Genomic DNA, 15,588 nt, shown 5'->3' with positions numbered 1-15,588 from the left:
ATGTTTGGTAAATTAACGCTGGACGCGATTCCGTTCCACGAGCCGATAGTCATGATCACGATCGCCATGATCGCTATCGGTGGTTTGGCGGTGTTCGGTCTGATCACGTATTTCAAGAAGTGGACGTACCTGTACACCGAGTGGTTGACCTCAGTCGACCACAAGAAAATCGGTGTCATGTACATCATCATCGCGATGGTCATGCTGCTGCGCGGCTTTGCCGACGCCATCATGATGCGTTCACAACTGGCACTCTCCACTGAAGGCTCACCGGGCTACCTGCCGCCTGAGCACTATGACCAGATCTTCACCGCTCACGGTGTGATCATGATCATCTTCATGGCGATGCCGTTCTTCACCGGCCTGATGAACATCGTTCTGCCACTGCAGATCGGCGCTCGTGACGTTGCGTTCCCGTTCCTGAACTCCTTGAGCCTGTATCTGCTGCTGTCCGGCGTGATCCTGGTCAACGTGTCCCTGGGCGTCGGCGAATTCGCACGTACCGGCTGGGTTGCGTATCCGCCACTGTCTGAGTTGGGCTACAGCCCGGGCGTGGGTGTCGACTACTACATTTGGGCTCTCCAGTTATCCGGATTGGGGACAACGTTAACCGGGGTTAACTTCCTGGTGACGGTGCTCAAGATGCGCGCACCTGGCATGAAGCTGATGGACATGCCGATCTTCACCTGGACCTGCACCTGGGCCAACGTTCTGATCGTGGCATCGTTCCCGATCCTGACCGCTACCCTGGCGCTGCTGACCCTCGACCGCTACATGGACTTCCACATTTTCACGAACGAATTGGGTGGTAACCCGATGATGTACGTGAACCTGTTCTGGGCATGGGGTCACCCTGAGGTTTACATCCTGGTACTGCCTGCGTTCGGGGTCTTCTCCGAAGTTATCTCGACGTTTACCGGCAAGCGCCTGTTCGGCCATCACTCGATGATCTACGCCAGTGGCGCGATCACCGTACTGGGCTTCATGGTCTGGCTGCACCACTTCTTCACCATGGGTTCGGGGGCAAGCGTCAACGCCTTCTTCGGGCTTGCGACGATGCTGATCGCCATCCCGACGGGTGTGAAGCTGTTCAACTGGCTGTTCACGATTTACCAGGGCCGTCTTCGATTCACCGCACCCGTGCTGTGGACCCTTGGCTTCATGGTGACCTTCTCGATCGGCGGCATGACCGGCGTTCTGTTGGCTATCCCTGGCGCTGACTTCGTACTGCACAACAGCCTGTTCGTAATCGCTCACTTCCACAACGTCATTATCGGCGGTGCGGTCTTCGGTTACATCGCTGGCTTCGCGTTCTGGTTCCCGAAAGCGTTCGGCTTCACGCTGAACGAGAAGTGGGGCAAAGCGGCATTCTGGTTCTGGATCTCCGGTTTCTACGTGGCATTCATGCCGCTGTACGCACTGGGCTTCATGGGCATGACTCGTCGTCTGAACACCACTGACAACCCGGACTGGACGCCGTACCTGCACGTCGCCTTCTACGGCGCCGTGCTGATTGCCATCGGTATCGCCTGCCAGTTGATCCAGATCTACGTGAGTGTTCGTGACCGCGAGCAAAACCGCGACCTGACTGGTGACCCGTGGAATGCCCATACACTGGAATGGTCCACTTCGTCGCCACCGCCGTTCTACAACTTCGCAGAAATGCCGAAGGCTGAAGAGATCGACGCGTTCTATGCGGCCAAGCGGGACGGTGAGGCTTATCAGGTTCCGGCTCACTATTCGGACATTCACATGCCGAACAACACCGCGACCGGCATGATCATGGGCGGCCTGCTGACCGTGTTCGGCTTTGCGATGATCTGGCACATCTGGTGGCTGGCGATTGCAGGTCTGGTCGGCACCATCGTGTACTTCATCATCCATGCCTCACGTGACGATCAGGGCTACATGGTTCCTGCTTCGGAAGTGGCACGCATCGAAGGCGAGCACCACAAGATTCTTGCCTCGGTTCGCGATCGTCAGGCAAACACTCCTGTCAACAAGCTGGAGCAGGCATAAACAATGTCGAACTTAGTATTTGAAGGTGCCAAAGGTCATGACCACGGTCATGACCACGCCCACGATCACCATGATGCCGGGGAGATGAAACTCTTCGGTTTCTGGATCTACCTGATGACGGACTGCATTCTGTTCGCGTCGATTTTCGCCGCTTACGCAGTGCTGGTTAACAACGTCGCAGGCGGTCCGGCGGGCCACGATATTTTCGAACTGCCCTACGTGCTGGCCGAAACTGCGTGCCTGTTGCTCAGCTCGATCACCTACGGCTTCGCCATGCTGGCGATGCACAAAGGCAACAAGTCGGGCGTCCTGGGTTGGTTGTTCGTAACCTTCCTGTTTGGTCTGGGCTTCATCGGCATGGAGATCAACGAGTTCCACATGTTGATTTCCGAAGGCTACGGTCCTAACCGCAGCGGCTTCCTGTCGGCGTTCTTCACTCTGGTCGGTACTCACGGTGTGCACGTCACCAGTGGTCTGATCTGGATGGCCATCATGATGTATCAGGTCCAGAAGCATGGCCTGACGCCGGGCAACGCCACTCGCTTGAGCATGCTCAGCCTGTTCTGGCACTTCCTGGACGTGGTCTGGATCTGTGTGTTCACCGTTGTCTACTTGCTGGGGACCATTTAAATGGCAAATCCACATCAACACGCTGACGACGCCCACGCTGGCCACGGCAGCATGAAGACCTACATGATCGGCTTTGTACTGTCGATCATCCTGACTGCAATTCCGTTCGGTCTGGTCATGTTCCCGACGATTTCGAAGATCGCGACCCTCTGGGTGGTGGTGATTTTCGCAGTCGTTCAGGTACTGGTTCACCTGGTGTACTTCCTGCACCTGGATCGCTCGGCAGCACAACGTAACAACCTGATTGCCTTCGCCTTCGCGGGCCTGGTCATCTTCCTGCTGGTTGGCTTGGCGGTCTGGATCATGTTCAGCATCCACACCGCCATGATGGCGCACTGAGGGAACCCCTGATGTCACTGAAGCACTTTATCCAAATCACCAAACCGGGGATCATTTTCGGTAACGTGCTTTCGGTGGCAGGTGGCTTTTTTCTGGCTTCCAAAGGGCATGTCGACGTCGGTCTGTTTCTGGCAGCGATGATCGGGACCTCGCTGGTTGTAGCGTCCGGGTGCGTATTCAACAACTGCATCGATCGCGATATCGACGTAAAGATGGAGCGCACCAAGAACCGCGTTCTGGTTCAGGGGCTGATTTCCCTGAACATGGCGTTGCTGTTCGCCACTGTGCTGGGTGTCGTCGGGGTAGGCCTGCTGTACACGAAGGCCAACCCGCTGGCGGCGCTGTTTGCGGTGATCGGGTTCGTGATTTATGTCGGGTTCTACAGCCTGTACCTCAAGCGTAAATCCGTTCATGGGACGCTGGTCGGCAGTTTGTCGGGGGCTATGCCTCCGGTGATCGGCTACGTGGCGGTAAGCAACTCCTTCGACCTGGCCGCCCTGACGCTGCTGGTGATGTTCAGCCTCTGGCAGATGCCGCACTCGTACGCGATTGCGATCTTCCGCTTCAACGATTACCGCGCTGCTTCAATCCCGGTTCTGCCGGTCAAGCGCGGTATTCGGGTCGCCAAGCTGCACATCCTCATCTACATCCTGGCATTTCTGCTGGCGACCCTGATGTTGACGTTCGGCGGTTACGCTGGCCTCAATTACCTGGCTGTTGCCGCCGCCATGGGCATGTACTGGCTGTACATGGCCTGGACGGGCTACAAGGCTAAAGATGACGTTGTGTGGGCACGCAAGTTGTTTGTGTTCTCTATCTTCACCATCACTGCACTGAGCGTGGCCATGTCGCTGGATTTTCAGGTAACTAAGGAGCTGCTGGTCACTTACGCAGCCCCTTGATTGCACTGATCTGAAACGCAAAGCCCCGTCGTTCGAAAGAGCGACGGGGCTTTTTTATTGCCTGCGCAACCCGGCTCGGCGCGGGCTGCGGTGTGCAGGGAGTTGGCCGGACGAATCTGCCGATGACAAAACCCCTCGATTTGCATCATCATGTATTCGTTATGTATCGGATTGTGGCCAGCGTGCGCGATCCAGTCTCTCGTTATAAAAAAACTAATCATGACTGACGAAAATCATACTTCAGGATATGCGCCGGCGAGAGATTCGACCCCTCTCGTGTCGATCATTGCGCCTTGCTATAACGCGGAAAAGTACCTGGAAGCTGCGCTCGACAGTATTTTTTCTCAGGACTACAGCAACTTTGAAGTCATCATCGTCGACGACGGTTCCACCGACAACAGCGTTGCCATGCTCCAGTCGCTGCAAAGCAAATACAACTTTCAGCTTTATTCCCATCCCAATCAGGGCGTTAGTGCAGCACTGAACCTTGGGCTCAAGTATGCCAAGGGTGTTTACGTTTCAACCCCGGACCTTGATGACATCATGCTGCCGTCGTCGGTGCGGGTTCGTGCGCAATACCTGAACGAGCATCCGGAAGTGGGTTGCGTGGGCGCGCTCATTATTTACATGGACAGCGACGGCAACGACACCAAGTCGCAGAGGCTCGACGGCATCAAGGCGCTGAGCTTCGACGAGATACTGGCTGACGCGCTGGTCGTCGGCGCGCCGGTTTCCCTGTATCGCATGGACGCCCTCAAGGCAGCCAACTTCTATGATCCCGACATCAGGGTTCAGGACTTCCAGATGACGCTGAGAATTGCGCATCAGGGTTTCGGGATTCATATTTTGCCCGTAAGCGTGACGCGCTACCGTCGACACCCCAATAATCTGTCGCGCCGATACAAGGTGCTGCTCGACGCCGACCTGCGCACCATTGCGCCCTATAAATCGCACCCGGCGTACGGACAGGCGCTCACCTCGATTCTCAATAAGGCGTTGAAATATGCTGTTGTGACGGACAAGAAGCACGCCTGGAGCCTGCTGCGCTCAATCCCTTTCCGGCAGTTCAACAAGACCACGCTTCGTCGATTCAAGCGTCTGCTGTTGCACCGTCAGAACAGCCAATGAAGGGTCAGTGGCACTCGTCATTCCTCTCGGACTTTTGAATGAAATTCTTCGAACTCCTGAAAACCCGCCAGACCCGAAAGCGCCTGCGTCAGATGGACAAGCTAGAACGGGCGGCCGAAAAGATCCGCCTGCGTTACCCCAACTACGTTGTAGGCACCGGCACCTACGGCATTCCGGAGGTTTTCGAGTTTGGTGACAAGACCATCCTGCGGGTGGGTTCGTACACCTCCATTGCTGCAGGCGTGCGGATTCTGCTGGGCGGCGAACACCGGACCGACTGGCTCACCACGTACCCTTTCCCGGCAATGATGGCAGGCCTGGAAGATATCAAGGATTACGCGCCGAGCAAAGGCGACGTGGTGATCGGCAGCGATTGCTGGATTTGCGCCGATGCAATGATTCTTTCCGGCGTGACCATCGGACATGGCGCCATTGTCGCGGCAGGTGCCGTGGTCACCCGTGACGTGGCGCCGTTTGCCGTGGTGGGCGGGAATCCCTGCAAATTCATCCGCTGGCGATTCGACGAAGAGACCCGCCAACAGCTGCTGGACGCCGCCTGGTGGGATTGGCCGATGGACGAAGTGAAGTCCGTGGCGCGGATGTTGTCGGGTTCGGACCTTGACGCGTTTCTAGCCTATCTCCAGTCCCGTGAGGCAACGGTAGCAGACCCGGTTTATTCTGCGGCGTCCTTCAACTCCGGCGTCTGATCCTTCGAAGGGCCCAAGACGATAGCCAGATGTCGAAGGTCCTCGATCACCACGCTGAAGCTTTTTCCCGACGGACTTGCCGCCAGCGTGCCCAGCGCAAACACCGTGAAAAACCGTATGTCTTGCGCATGGCTGAGCAGTTCGCTGATGTAACGGCTGGAGCGGTAGGCCTGCATCTGAGCGGGCGAGACGTACAGCGTGGCGGGTTTCCCCTGAAGCCGATCAAAGAACTTGAACTTGAACCCCGCGCCGTATCGCTCAACCAGCCCGCCGCCGTACAGCACCCGACGCTCTTCACCGACCTGCGCGAACTTGATGTGGCGAAAATAGGCCCGCAGCGTTGTTTCACCTTGTCCCGGAACACGCAGGGTCAGCAGGTTGAATTCGTCCTTGGTCAGTTGCGCCTGCGCCTGACGAAAGCTGTCGACCAGTCGTTCAAAATTGTTGGTACGGGTTTCCTTCGGTTTCGTCGGATCAACGGAGCGAGGCTGCGGTGCCGGTGCAGAGGGTTTTGGATCCGGCATGTCGGCAGTGGCGACCGGTGAGATGTCGGATTTCGGTCTTTCCTTGATCGAGGGGTCGAACACATCGATGTAATCATCCAGCTTGTGCTTGGCCTTGCGTAGGGCGCTTTCGGCCTCTGTCTCGCCGGCGATTGTCTGGTCATTGCCCGCAGTGTCTTCATCGACCCATTCACACTGGGCATCATGGGCGTAGTTGGGATTGGCGCGAAAATGCGCAGCGACGAAGGTCGGGTGCTCCTGCGGCTTAACGTCGTAGCGCACACCCGTGATCTTCACCCCGTGTTCACGACAGGCTTCGGTCGAGCATAAAAAATTGAACCGCGTCCGGGGTGGCTCCATTGAGAAATACTCTCGCCGGGCGGCCACAATCGACAGCTCTGCCTGCAACTCGACACAGAATGCGCGGGTGATGCTTCTGCTGGTTTTCATAAGGGCTGTCGAGTCCATGCCGGGGTCGCGGGGGATGATGCTCGAGTTGAAGCGTTATTGCCTACTCCCCAGGCACCGCCAACCATTCGGCCACGACCTTTTGATAGGCGCCGGTCGCTTTGCTGAGCTTCAGCCACTGATCGACGTAGCTTTTCCAGGCGGCATCGTCGCGAGGCAGCAGGTAGGCTTTTTCGCCGTACTGCATGTACTTCGTGGGGTTGACGGTGCACAGGCCCGGCATGCGTTTCTGTTGATAGAGCGCTTCGGACGCGTCGGTGATCATGACGTCGGCTTGCTTGTCCAGCAGCGTCTGAAAGATGGTCTTGTTGTCGTGAAAGGCGAGGTTGGCCTTGGGCAGGTAGGCGTGCACGAAAGCTTCGTTGGTTCCGCCTTGAGGCTCTATCACCCGCACGGATGGCTGGTTGATCTGCTCGATAGTCTGATAGCGGGCCTGATCCTCGCACCGTACGAGCGGCACTTTGCCGTCGATGTCCAAGGTGCTGCTGAATGACGCTTTTTTCAGGCGCTCAAGGGTGACTGAAATTCCGCCGGCCCCGATATCACACTTGCCGGCGACCATGTCGGGCATCAGCGTCTTCCAGGTGGTTGGCACCCACTTCACTTTTACGCCCAGGCTTTGCGCCAGGGCCTGCGCCAGTTCGATGTCGATGCCTTCGTATTGGCCGTCTGGACGCAGGAAGGTGTAGGGCTTGTAGTCACCGGTGGTGCAGACCGCTAACTCACCCTGTTCGATTATCGTGTCCAGGTGAGAGGCAGACGCCTGCGCGTGAGCAATGCTCGACAATCCCAGCAGCAGTCCGGCGCAAAGGCGCTTGTTCATGGTGTCGATCCCTGTTCGATTTGACCCTGTGCGTAGTTTTAAAAGTAATAACGGCAGAAGGGAAGTCAGTGTTTCGGGTTTTGGCTGGTTTTCGCTTTGGCGCGGTAGTGTCGAAACAGCGCAACGCCACACCCCAGCACGACCACGGTCACTGCAATCGGCAAACGATACGGCTTGAGGTTGCCGAGCATTTCCTCAAGGAACTGGCCGGCCCAGTACCCGGCGCACGCGAAAACCGTGGCCCAGACCACTGCACCTACCAGGTTGACCAGCGAAAACCGCAGCGGGGACAGACCACTTGCGCCAATCACCATGGGGCCCACCAGGCGCATGCCGTAGAGAAAGCGCACGGAGAAAATCGACGCCGTTGGATAGCGCTCGATCAAGCCTGAAACACGTTTGATCGTCGCTTCATGACGATGCAGGCGGGGCAGAAGACGTGCGCCGAAATAGCGGCCGACCCAGAACAGGATCTGATCGCCGAGCATGCCCGCAACGCTGGCGTAAGCGATGACTGGCCAGAGACTCAAAATTTGCTGGTGCGCAGCCATGCCGCCGAGCAGCAGGATGGTCTCGCCTTCCAGCAGACACCCGATAAACACCGCCCAATAGCCGTAAGTGGCGAGCAGATAGTTGAGGTCAATGTGTTCAAACATAAGGGAAGAGCGGCCTTTGATGATGAGTTAGCCGCAGGATATTGCAGCGCAGTACGTAGCCCGATTCGGAGCCGCGCAAGCCTTTCGACCAAACGTCTGTAAAAACAGTTCTGCCCCGATGCATGACAAATCGGGATTGCTCAATCGGCGTATTCCGCCTCCAGCGCTGCCAGGTCTTTCTCGATCGCCTTCATCAACATTTCCCACTCGGCCTGAGTACGTTTCAGCGCCTCCCCTTCATGGGAATAAAGGAAATCGATGACATTGGCGGTTTCCTTGGTCCTGCTGGCGCTGGGCTTGAATGCATCCATGCTCAATACGCGTGCGAGCATGTCCAACTCTGTCGCGTAGTTGACCCCATGCCAGTTGTGCTTGATCACCACTTTATCGAGCAGGACGCACTGCTTTTTGAAAGCCCGAAGACTCATGCCGAACGGGCTGGCACTGAGCAGTGTCGTGATCCGAGCGCCCTCGTTGTTGGCCTTATCCACCGCGTTGGGCTCGAAGAACCACTCGTTGAAACTCAGCTCGATTTCACGGAATGCCACGTTGGCTTCCCAAATGATCCCAAGCGCCTTGTTGTGGATCATCTCGTTCTTCCACGCGCGATAGGCCTTGAACGCAAGCCCGACCAAGCCTATTGCCGCCAGGGCCTGCACCAGCGCGCTGACCGAATTGATCACGTCATACGCCCGCGCTGAACCCGATGCAGCCGCGCCCGAGTAAGACTCGTAAAAGACAGCGCCCGTGATTGCCATCAGGGCAAACAGCGCGCAGTAAAAGCCGAACGCGTACGGGTCTTTCATTATTGCTTTTATCCGATCAGCCAGGTTTAGAGAGTGGTCCAACGGCTAGGGATCAGTTAGTTTCAGGCTAGTAGAAGTCGGGGAGATTTGCAGGTGGAGCGGTAGGAGGCAGGATGTAGCGGACGTGGTCTGAGCAAATGTCAGGCACAAAAAAACCGGCTCAAATCTGGCCGGTTTTCTGTTTGTTCAAGCTCGGTAAAGACTTGAATGTGCTGCTGTTTGGTGCCCCGAGGGAGACTCGAACTCCCACTCCTTTCGAAAACGGATTTTGAATCCGCCGCGTCTACCGATTCCGCCATCAGGGCTCAATGGCGGCGAAGTATAGAGAGGGTCCTACCGTTGGTCAATCATGTTTCATGGTCAATTTTCACTATTTCCGCTAAACTTTCGGGCCCTGCTAGACGAACCCCATCATGCGCGTTGCTGACTTTACCTTCGAGCTCCCTGATTCCCTGATCGCTCGCCATCCTTTGGCGGAGCGACGCAGCAGCCGTTTGCTGACCCTTGATGGGGTGAGTGGCGCGCTGGCCCACCGCCAATTCACCGATCTGCTGGAGCACCTGCGCCCCGGCGACTTGATGGTGTTCAACAATACACGCGTGATTCCGGCGCGGTTGTTCGGCCAGAAGGCGTCGGGCGGCAAGCTGGAGATTCTGGTCGAGCGCGTGCTCGACGCCCATCGCGTGCTGGCCCACGTGCGCTCCAGCAAGTCGCCCAAGCCCGGCTCGTCGATTCTGATCGACGGCGGTGGCGAGGCCGAAATGGTCGCGCGTCACGATGCGCTGTTCGAGCTGCGTTTTGCCGAAGAGGTCCTGCCGTTGCTGGAGCGGGTAGGGCATATGCCGCTCCCTCCTTATATAGATCGTCCGGACGACGACGCCGATCGCGAGCGTTATCAAACGGTGTATGCGCAGCGTGCCGGTGCAGTAGCCGCGCCGACGGCGGGGCTGCATTTCGATCAGCCAATGATGGATGCTATCGCGCAAAAGGGTATCGAGACCACGTTCGTGACCTTGCACGTTGGCGCAGGGACGTTTCAGCCGGTTCGCGTTGAGCGGCTTGAAGACCATCACATGCACAGCGAATGGCTGGAAGTCAGCCAGGACGTGGTCGATGCCGTCGCTGCCTGTCGGGCACGGGGTGGCCGGGTGATCGCGGTGGGCACCACCAGCGTGCGGTCGCTCGAAAGCGCCGCCCGGGACGGTGAGCTCAAGCCTTTCAGTGGCGACACCGATATCTTCATCTTCCCAGGCCGGCCGTTCCATGTGGTCGATGCCCTGGTGACCAATTTCCATCTGCCAGAATCCACGCTCTTGATGCTGGTTTCGGCGTTCGCCGGTTACCCGGAAACCATGGCGGCCTACTCGGCGGCGGTGGAGCACGGGTACCGCTTCTTTAGTTATGGTGATGCCATGTTCATCACCCGCAATCCCGCGCCGACCGCTCCACAAGGCCCGGCCCCAGAGGATCAAGCATGAGTCGCACCTGTCGTATGTCTTTTGAGCTGCTGGCCACTGATGGCAAGGCGCGTCGCGGTCGCTTGACCTTTCCCCGTGGCGTCGTTGAAACCCCGGCGTTCATGCCGGTGGGCACCTATGGCACCGTCAAGGGCATGCTCCCTCGGGATATCGAGGCGACCGGCGCGCAGATGATTCTGGGCAATACCTTTCACCTTTGGCTGCGTCCGGGGACTGAGGTCATCAAGCGTCACGGTGACCTCCATGATTTCATGCAGTGGAAGGGACCGATTCTTACCGACTCCGGCGGTTTCCAGGTCTTCAGCCTGGGCGCCATGCGCAAGATCAAGGAGGAGGGCGTGACGTTCGCCTCTCCGGTGGACGGCGCGAAAGTCTTCATGGGCCCCGAAGAGTCGATGCAGGTGCAGCGTGACCTTGGCTCCGATGTCGTGATGATTTTCGACGAATGCACGCCGTACCCCGCGGATGAAGACGTCGCGCGTATCTCCATGGAGTTATCGCTGCGCTGGGCCAAGCGCTCGAAGGTCGCCCACGGCGAGAACACCGCTGCGCTGTTCGGCATCGTTCAGGGCGGAATGCACGAGGACTTGCGCAAGCGCTCGCTTGATGGCCTGGCCGAGATCGGTTTCGACGGCCTGGCGATTGGCGGCCTGTCGGTGGGCGAGCCCAAGCACGAAATGATCAAAGTGCTCGACTACCTGCCAGGGCTCATGCCCGCTGACAAACCTCGTTACCTTATGGGAGTAGGCAAGCCCGAAGACCTGGTCGAAGGTGTGCGCCGCGGAATCGATATGTTCGATTGCGTGATGCCCACCCGCAACGCTCGCAACGGCCATTTGTTTATCGATACCGGTGTGCTGAAAATCCGTAATGCGTTTCACCGTCACGATGATTCGCCGCTCGATCCGACGTGCGATTGCTACACCTGTCAGAACTTCTCGCGCGCTTATCTGCATCATCTGGACAAGTGCGGTGAAATGCTCGGAAGCATGCTTAATACGATCCACAATTTGCGCCATTACCAGCTGCTTATGGCTGGTTTGCGCGAGGCTATTCAACAGGGTACATTGGCCGCCTTTGTCGATGCCTTCTATGCCAAACGCGGGCTTGCAACGCCGCTGCTGGACTGAATGACAGCCGGTCTTTCTGCTTCTATTAAAATTATGCAACTGGAGTGCTAAATGAGCTTTTTCATCTCTTCCGCTTTCGCGGATGCTGCTGCACCTGCCGCAGGCCCAATGGGCGGTGGCTTTGAGTGGATCTTCCTGGTCGGCTTCCTGGTCATCTTTTATCTGATGATCTGGCGCCCGCAGGCCAAGCGTGCCAAAGAGCAGAAAAACCTGCTGGGCAACTTGCAGAAAGGCGATGAAGTTGTAACTTCTGGCGGCATCGCCGGCAAGATCAACAAAGTGACTGACGACTTCGTGGTTATTGAAGTTTCCGACACTGTCGAACTGAAGATCCAGAAGGGCGCTATCGCTGCAACTCTGCCCAAGGGCACTCTGAAAGCCATCTGATTCCAGTCTTTTACCAATCGACGGGGCGCGCAAGGCGCCCCGCGTTATAAGCAGGCGGCGTGATGCTGAACAAATACCCTCTGTGGAAATACATCCTGATCCTGGCAGTGCTGGTGGTCGGCTTTATATATTCCGCACCCAATCTCTACCCTGATGACGCGGCCATTCAGGTCACCGGCGCAAGCACTGCGCTGCAGGTCAATCAGGCTGATCTGGATCGCGTAAGCAAGGCGCTTACCGATGCTGGCATCGCGGTCAAGGGCGCGACCCTGGCCGAGAATGGCAAGGGCGGTTTGTTGCGTCTGACCAAGCAGGAAGACCAACTGCCGGCCAAAGATGTTGCCCGCAAGGCGTTGGGTGATGACTATGTCGTTGCACTCAACCTCGCACAGACGACACCAAAATGGCTGCGCGGCATTGGCGCCACCCCGATGAAACTGGGTCTGGACCTTTCCGGCGGCGTGCACTTTCTGCTCGAAGTGGACATGGACAAGGCGATCAGCGCCCGTCTGAATGTCTACGAAGGCGAAGTAAAGAGCCTGCTGCGCAAAGAGAAACTGCGTTATCGCAGCCTGCCACAGGCCGACGGCGGCATTCAGCTGGGTTTCAGCGATGCTGACGCCCGCGAGCAAGCCCGTGCCCTGATCCGCAAGAGCTTCACCGATTTCGACATTACCCCAAGTGACCGTGGCGAAATGCCGATCCTGCGCCTGGCCATGACGCCGGCCAAGGTCGCGGAAATTCGCGAATACTCTATCAAGCAGAACCTGACCACGGTACGTAACCGGGTCAATGAGCTGGGCGTTGCCGAGCCATTGGTTCAGCGTCAGGGCGCCAACCGCATCGTGGTTGAGCTGCCGGGCGTACAGGACACGGCAGAAGCCAAGCGTATTCTGGGCAAGACCGCTAACCTTGAGTTCCGCCTGGGTGCAGGTCCGGATGACAGCAAAGCCACCACCGAAATGTTTGAGTTTCGTGAAGGTGGCCGTCCAGCTGCGCCGGTCGAGCGTAACCTGATCATTACGGGCGATCAGGTCACCGACGCCAAGGCAAGCTTTGATGAACATGGCCGTCCACAGGTGAACATCAACCTTGATGGTCACGGTGGCGATCTGATGAGCCGCGCGACGCGCGCCAACGTCGGTCGCAGCATGGCGGTGATCTTCATCGAGCAAAAGCCGCTGACCACCTACACCAAACAAACAGTCAACGGCGTCGAAAAAGACGTGCCGGTTCAGACGTTCAAGGAAGAGAAAAAGATCATCAGCCTGGCGACCATCCAGTCGCCATTGGGTGCGCAGTTCCGTATTACCGGTCTGGACGGTCAGGGCGAAGCTTCCGAGCTGGCACTGCTGTTGCGTGCCGGTGGTCTGGCAGCCCCGATGTACTTCGCCGAAGAGCGCACCATCGGTCCGAGCCTGGGTGCTGACAACATCACCAAAGGTATCGATGCTTCCCTGTGGGGCATGCTGTTCGTTTCCCTGTTCATCATCGCCATCTACCGTTTCTTCGGTGTGATCGCGACGGTGGCGCTCGCCTTGAACATGGTCATGCTGCTCGCCTTGATGTCGTTGCTGGGTGCCACACTGACTCTGCCGGGTATTGCGGGTATCGTCTTGACGATGGGCATGGCGGTGGACGCCAACGTGCTGATCTTCTCGCGGATTCGTGAAGAAATTGCCAACGGCATGACGGTTCAGCGTGCGATCAATGAAGGTTTTGATCGTGCCTACACGGCGATTCTCGACGCCAACCTGACGTCGTTGCTGGTCGGCGGGATTCTCTATGCGATGGGCACCGGCCCGGTCAAAGGCTTCGCCGTCACCATGTCGCTCGGTATTTTTACTTCGATGTTCACAGCCATCATGGTGACCCGCGCAATGGTCAACCTGATCTATGGCGGTCGTGACTTCAAGAAGTTGTGGATTTAAGGGGCTGACATGAAACGTACCATCAACTTCATGGGCGTTCGCAATATTGCGTTCGGCATCACCATGCTTCTTACCGTGCTGGCGCTGTTCAGCTGGTTCCATAAAGGGCTTAACTTCGGCCTCGACTTCACCGGTGGCACGCTCATCGAGCTAACGTACGAGCGTCCAGTGGACCTGGGCAAGGTTCGTGAAGAACTGGTCGTCGCCGGTTACACCGAAGCCGTTGTTCAGAGTTTTGGTGCAACCACCGATCTGCTGGTGCGTATGCCCGGTGAAGACCCGCAACTGGGGACTCAGGTCGCGGAGGCGCTGCGCAAGAACGGCGGCGATAACCCGGTCACGGTCAAGCGTGTTGAGTTTGTCGGTCCTCAGGTCGGTGAAGAACTGCGCGACCAGGGCGGCATCGGTATGCTGCTGGCGCTCGGTGGCGTATTGATCTACCTGGCTTTCCGCTTCCAGTGGAAGTTTGCGGTAGGCGCGATCATTTCGTTGATTCACGACGTGGTGGTGACGATGGGTATCGTGTCGTTCTTCCAGGTGACGTTCGACCTGACCGTGCTTGCTGCCGTGCTGGCGATCATTGGCTACTCGCTCAATGACACCATCGTGGTCTTCGACCGGGTGCGTGAGAACTTCCGTCTGCTGCGCAAAGCGTCGCTGATCGAGAACATCAACATCTCCACCACCCAGACCTTGCTGCGTACGATTGCAACGTCAGTGTCGACCTTGCTGGCGATCATTGCACTGTGGGCATTTGGCGGAGACAGCCTGCATGGTTTCTCGGTGGCGCTGTTCATCGGCGTTCTGGCTGGTACCTACTCGTCGATCTACATCGCCAACGTGGTACTGATCTGGTTGAACCTGCGTAGCGAAGATTTGCTGCCCCCTGTAACAGCTGAGAAAGTGGACGATCGCCCGTAAGGCTTTTCTTCCCCGGCTGTCATCCGAAAGGCGCGAGTGTTGAACTCGCGCCTTTTTTTATGCTCCAAGGCTGGGAGTAGCGCGAGCGATCGCGCTGAAGATCCTCAGGAGGTTCAAGTGAACAAATCGTTGCTAGTTGGTGCTGTATTGGGTGCTGTCGGCGTTACTGCCGGGGGTGCTGTCGCCACCTATAGCCTCGTTAAAAGCGGTCCCGAATACGCGGACGTGCTCGCTGTAGAGCCCGTTAAAGAACAGATTAAAACCCCGCGTCAGGTCTGCAAGGATGTGGCAGTGACTCACCGCGCTGCCGTCAAGGATCAACACCAGATCGTCGGCAGCGTCCTGGGTGCAGTTGCAGGCGGTTTGCTGGGTAACCAGGTGGGCGGCGGCAACGGCAAGAAAATCGCCACCGTTGCCGGTGCGGTCGGTGGTGGTTATGCCGGTAACAAGGTTCAGGAAGGCATGCAGAACCGCGACACTTACACCACGACCGAAAGCCGTTGCAACACCGTCAATGACATCAGCGACAAGGTGGTTGGCTACAACGTGAAGTACAAGCTCAACGATAAAGTCGGGCAGGTGCGTATGGACCGTGACCCAGGCGGCAAAATCCCGGTCAACAAGGACGGGCAACTGGAGCTGAGTCAGGCCGAGTAAGGCGCTGACAGGCTGAAGTGACAAAAGCACCCTCGGGTGCTTTTGTCGTTTCAGCCAGACAACAAAAAACCGGCCATGGCCGGTTTTTTGTGAGGCGTCACAC

16 protein-coding genes and 1 tRNA gene are annotated in these 15,588 nt (G+C 57.5%); 12 read left to right on the top strand and 5 right to left on the bottom strand.

Going from position 1 to position 15,588, the window contains the following annotated elements:
- From cyoB to ABQX22_RS02015, 6 genes are all read left to right on the top strand, one after another.
- On the top strand, positions 1-2,019 hold the full coding sequence (cyoB, locus tag ABQX22_RS02040; protein ID WP_349795971.1) for a cytochrome o ubiquinol oxidase subunit I: 2,019 nt from the start codon (positions 1-3) through the stop codon (positions 2,017-2,019).
- 3 nt (positions 2,020-2,022) lie between these two features.
- The gene (locus ABQX22_RS02035; protein ID WP_349795969.1) at positions 2,023-2,649 is read left to right on the top strand and encodes a cytochrome o ubiquinol oxidase subunit III; all 627 of its coding nucleotides are present in this window, start codon (positions 2,023-2,025) and stop codon (positions 2,647-2,649) included.
- Complete coding sequence (cyoD, locus tag ABQX22_RS02030) at positions 2,650-2,988, top strand: cytochrome o ubiquinol oxidase subunit IV (protein ID WP_349795967.1); 339 nt, start codon at positions 2,650-2,652, stop codon at positions 2,986-2,988.
- An 11-nt stretch (positions 2,989-2,999) separates the two neighbouring features.
- A complete protein-coding gene (gene cyoE / locus ABQX22_RS02025) occupies positions 3,000-3,890 on the top strand; it encodes a heme o synthase (RefSeq protein ID WP_349795965.1) in 891 nt (296 codons plus the stop codon).
- 219 nt (positions 3,891-4,109) lie between these two features.
- On the top strand, positions 4,110-5,018 hold the full coding sequence (locus ABQX22_RS02020; protein WP_349795963.1) for a glycosyltransferase family 2 protein: 909 nt from the start codon (positions 4,110-4,112) through the stop codon (positions 5,016-5,018).
- 38 nt (positions 5,019-5,056) lie between these two features.
- Positions 5,057-5,725, top strand: a complete 669-nt coding sequence (locus ABQX22_RS02015; protein ID WP_349795961.1) for a CatB-related O-acetyltransferase — start codon at positions 5,057-5,059, stop codon at positions 5,723-5,725.
- Here the strand turns inward: ABQX22_RS02015 and ABQX22_RS02010 are convergent.
- The 5 genes from ABQX22_RS02010 to ABQX22_RS01990 all read right to left on the bottom strand — a co-directional run bounded on the left by ABQX22_RS02010 (position 5,692) and on the right by ABQX22_RS01990 (position 9,286).
- On the bottom strand, positions 5,692-6,678 hold the full coding sequence (locus ABQX22_RS02010) for a hypothetical protein (protein WP_349795959.1): 987 nt from the start codon (positions 6,676-6,678) through the stop codon (positions 5,692-5,694). The two genes, ABQX22_RS02015 and ABQX22_RS02010, sit on opposite strands and share 34 nt — an antisense overlap.
- A gap of 61 nt (positions 6,679-6,739) precedes the next feature.
- Positions 6,740-7,519 (bottom strand): transporter substrate-binding domain-containing protein, encoded by a 780-nt coding sequence (locus tag ABQX22_RS02005; RefSeq protein ID WP_349795958.1) that lies wholly within the window; start codon positions 7,517-7,519, stop codon positions 6,740-6,742.
- Positions 7,520-7,584: 65 nt separating this feature from the next.
- Positions 7,585-8,175, bottom strand: a complete 591-nt coding sequence (locus ABQX22_RS02000) for a DedA family protein (RefSeq protein WP_349795957.1) — start codon at positions 8,173-8,175, stop codon at positions 7,585-7,587.
- 140 nt (positions 8,176-8,315) lie between these two features.
- On the bottom strand, positions 8,316-8,981 hold the full coding sequence (locus ABQX22_RS01995) for a hypothetical protein (protein WP_349795956.1): 666 nt from the start codon (positions 8,979-8,981) through the stop codon (positions 8,316-8,318).
- Between the two features lie 220 nt (positions 8,982-9,201).
- Positions 9,202-9,286: transfer RNA gene (locus ABQX22_RS01990), tRNA-Leu, on the bottom strand.
- A 108-nt stretch (positions 9,287-9,394) separates the two neighbouring features.
- Between ABQX22_RS01990 and queA the strand changes: the two genes are divergently transcribed.
- From queA to ABQX22_RS01960, 6 genes are all read left to right on the top strand, one after another.
- Positions 9,395-10,459, top strand: a complete 1,065-nt coding sequence (gene queA, locus ABQX22_RS01985) for a tRNA preQ1(34) S-adenosylmethionine ribosyltransferase-isomerase QueA (protein WP_349795955.1) — start codon at positions 9,395-9,397, stop codon at positions 10,457-10,459.
- Positions 10,456-11,589: a tRNA guanosine(34) transglycosylase Tgt gene (tgt, locus tag ABQX22_RS01980; RefSeq protein ID WP_349795954.1), complete on the top strand. Its 1,134-nt coding sequence runs from the start codon at positions 10,456-10,458 to the stop codon at positions 11,587-11,589. The genes queA and tgt overlap by 4 nt, the downstream gene beginning before the upstream one ends.
- Positions 11,590-11,640: 51 nt before the next feature.
- Positions 11,641-11,976 (top strand): preprotein translocase subunit YajC, encoded by a 336-nt coding sequence (gene yajC / locus ABQX22_RS01975; protein WP_020292183.1) that lies wholly within the window; start codon positions 11,641-11,643, stop codon positions 11,974-11,976.
- A 62-nt stretch (positions 11,977-12,038) separates the two neighbouring features.
- A complete protein-coding gene (gene secD / locus ABQX22_RS01970; protein WP_349795952.1) occupies positions 12,039-13,907 on the top strand; it encodes a protein translocase subunit SecD in 1,869 nt (622 codons plus the stop codon).
- A 9-nt stretch (positions 13,908-13,916) separates the two neighbouring features.
- The gene (gene secF, locus ABQX22_RS01965) at positions 13,917-14,828 is read left to right on the top strand and encodes a protein translocase subunit SecF (RefSeq protein WP_349795950.1); all 912 of its coding nucleotides are present in this window, start codon (positions 13,917-13,919) and stop codon (positions 14,826-14,828) included.
- 117 nt (positions 14,829-14,945) lie between these two features.
- Positions 14,946-15,485 (top strand): glycine zipper 2TM domain-containing protein, encoded by a 540-nt coding sequence (locus ABQX22_RS01960; RefSeq protein WP_349795948.1) that lies wholly within the window; start codon positions 14,946-14,948, stop codon positions 15,483-15,485.
- Positions 15,486-15,588: the final 103 nt, after the last annotated feature.

This window comes from Xanthomonas sp. WHRI 1810A (assembly GCF_040202885.1).
GTDB lineage: Bacteria > Pseudomonadota > Gammaproteobacteria > Pseudomonadales > Pseudomonadaceae > Aquipseudomonas.
The sequence above is the reverse complement of the archived record's forward strand: the minus strand, read 5'-3'. Positions and strand labels throughout refer to the sequence as shown.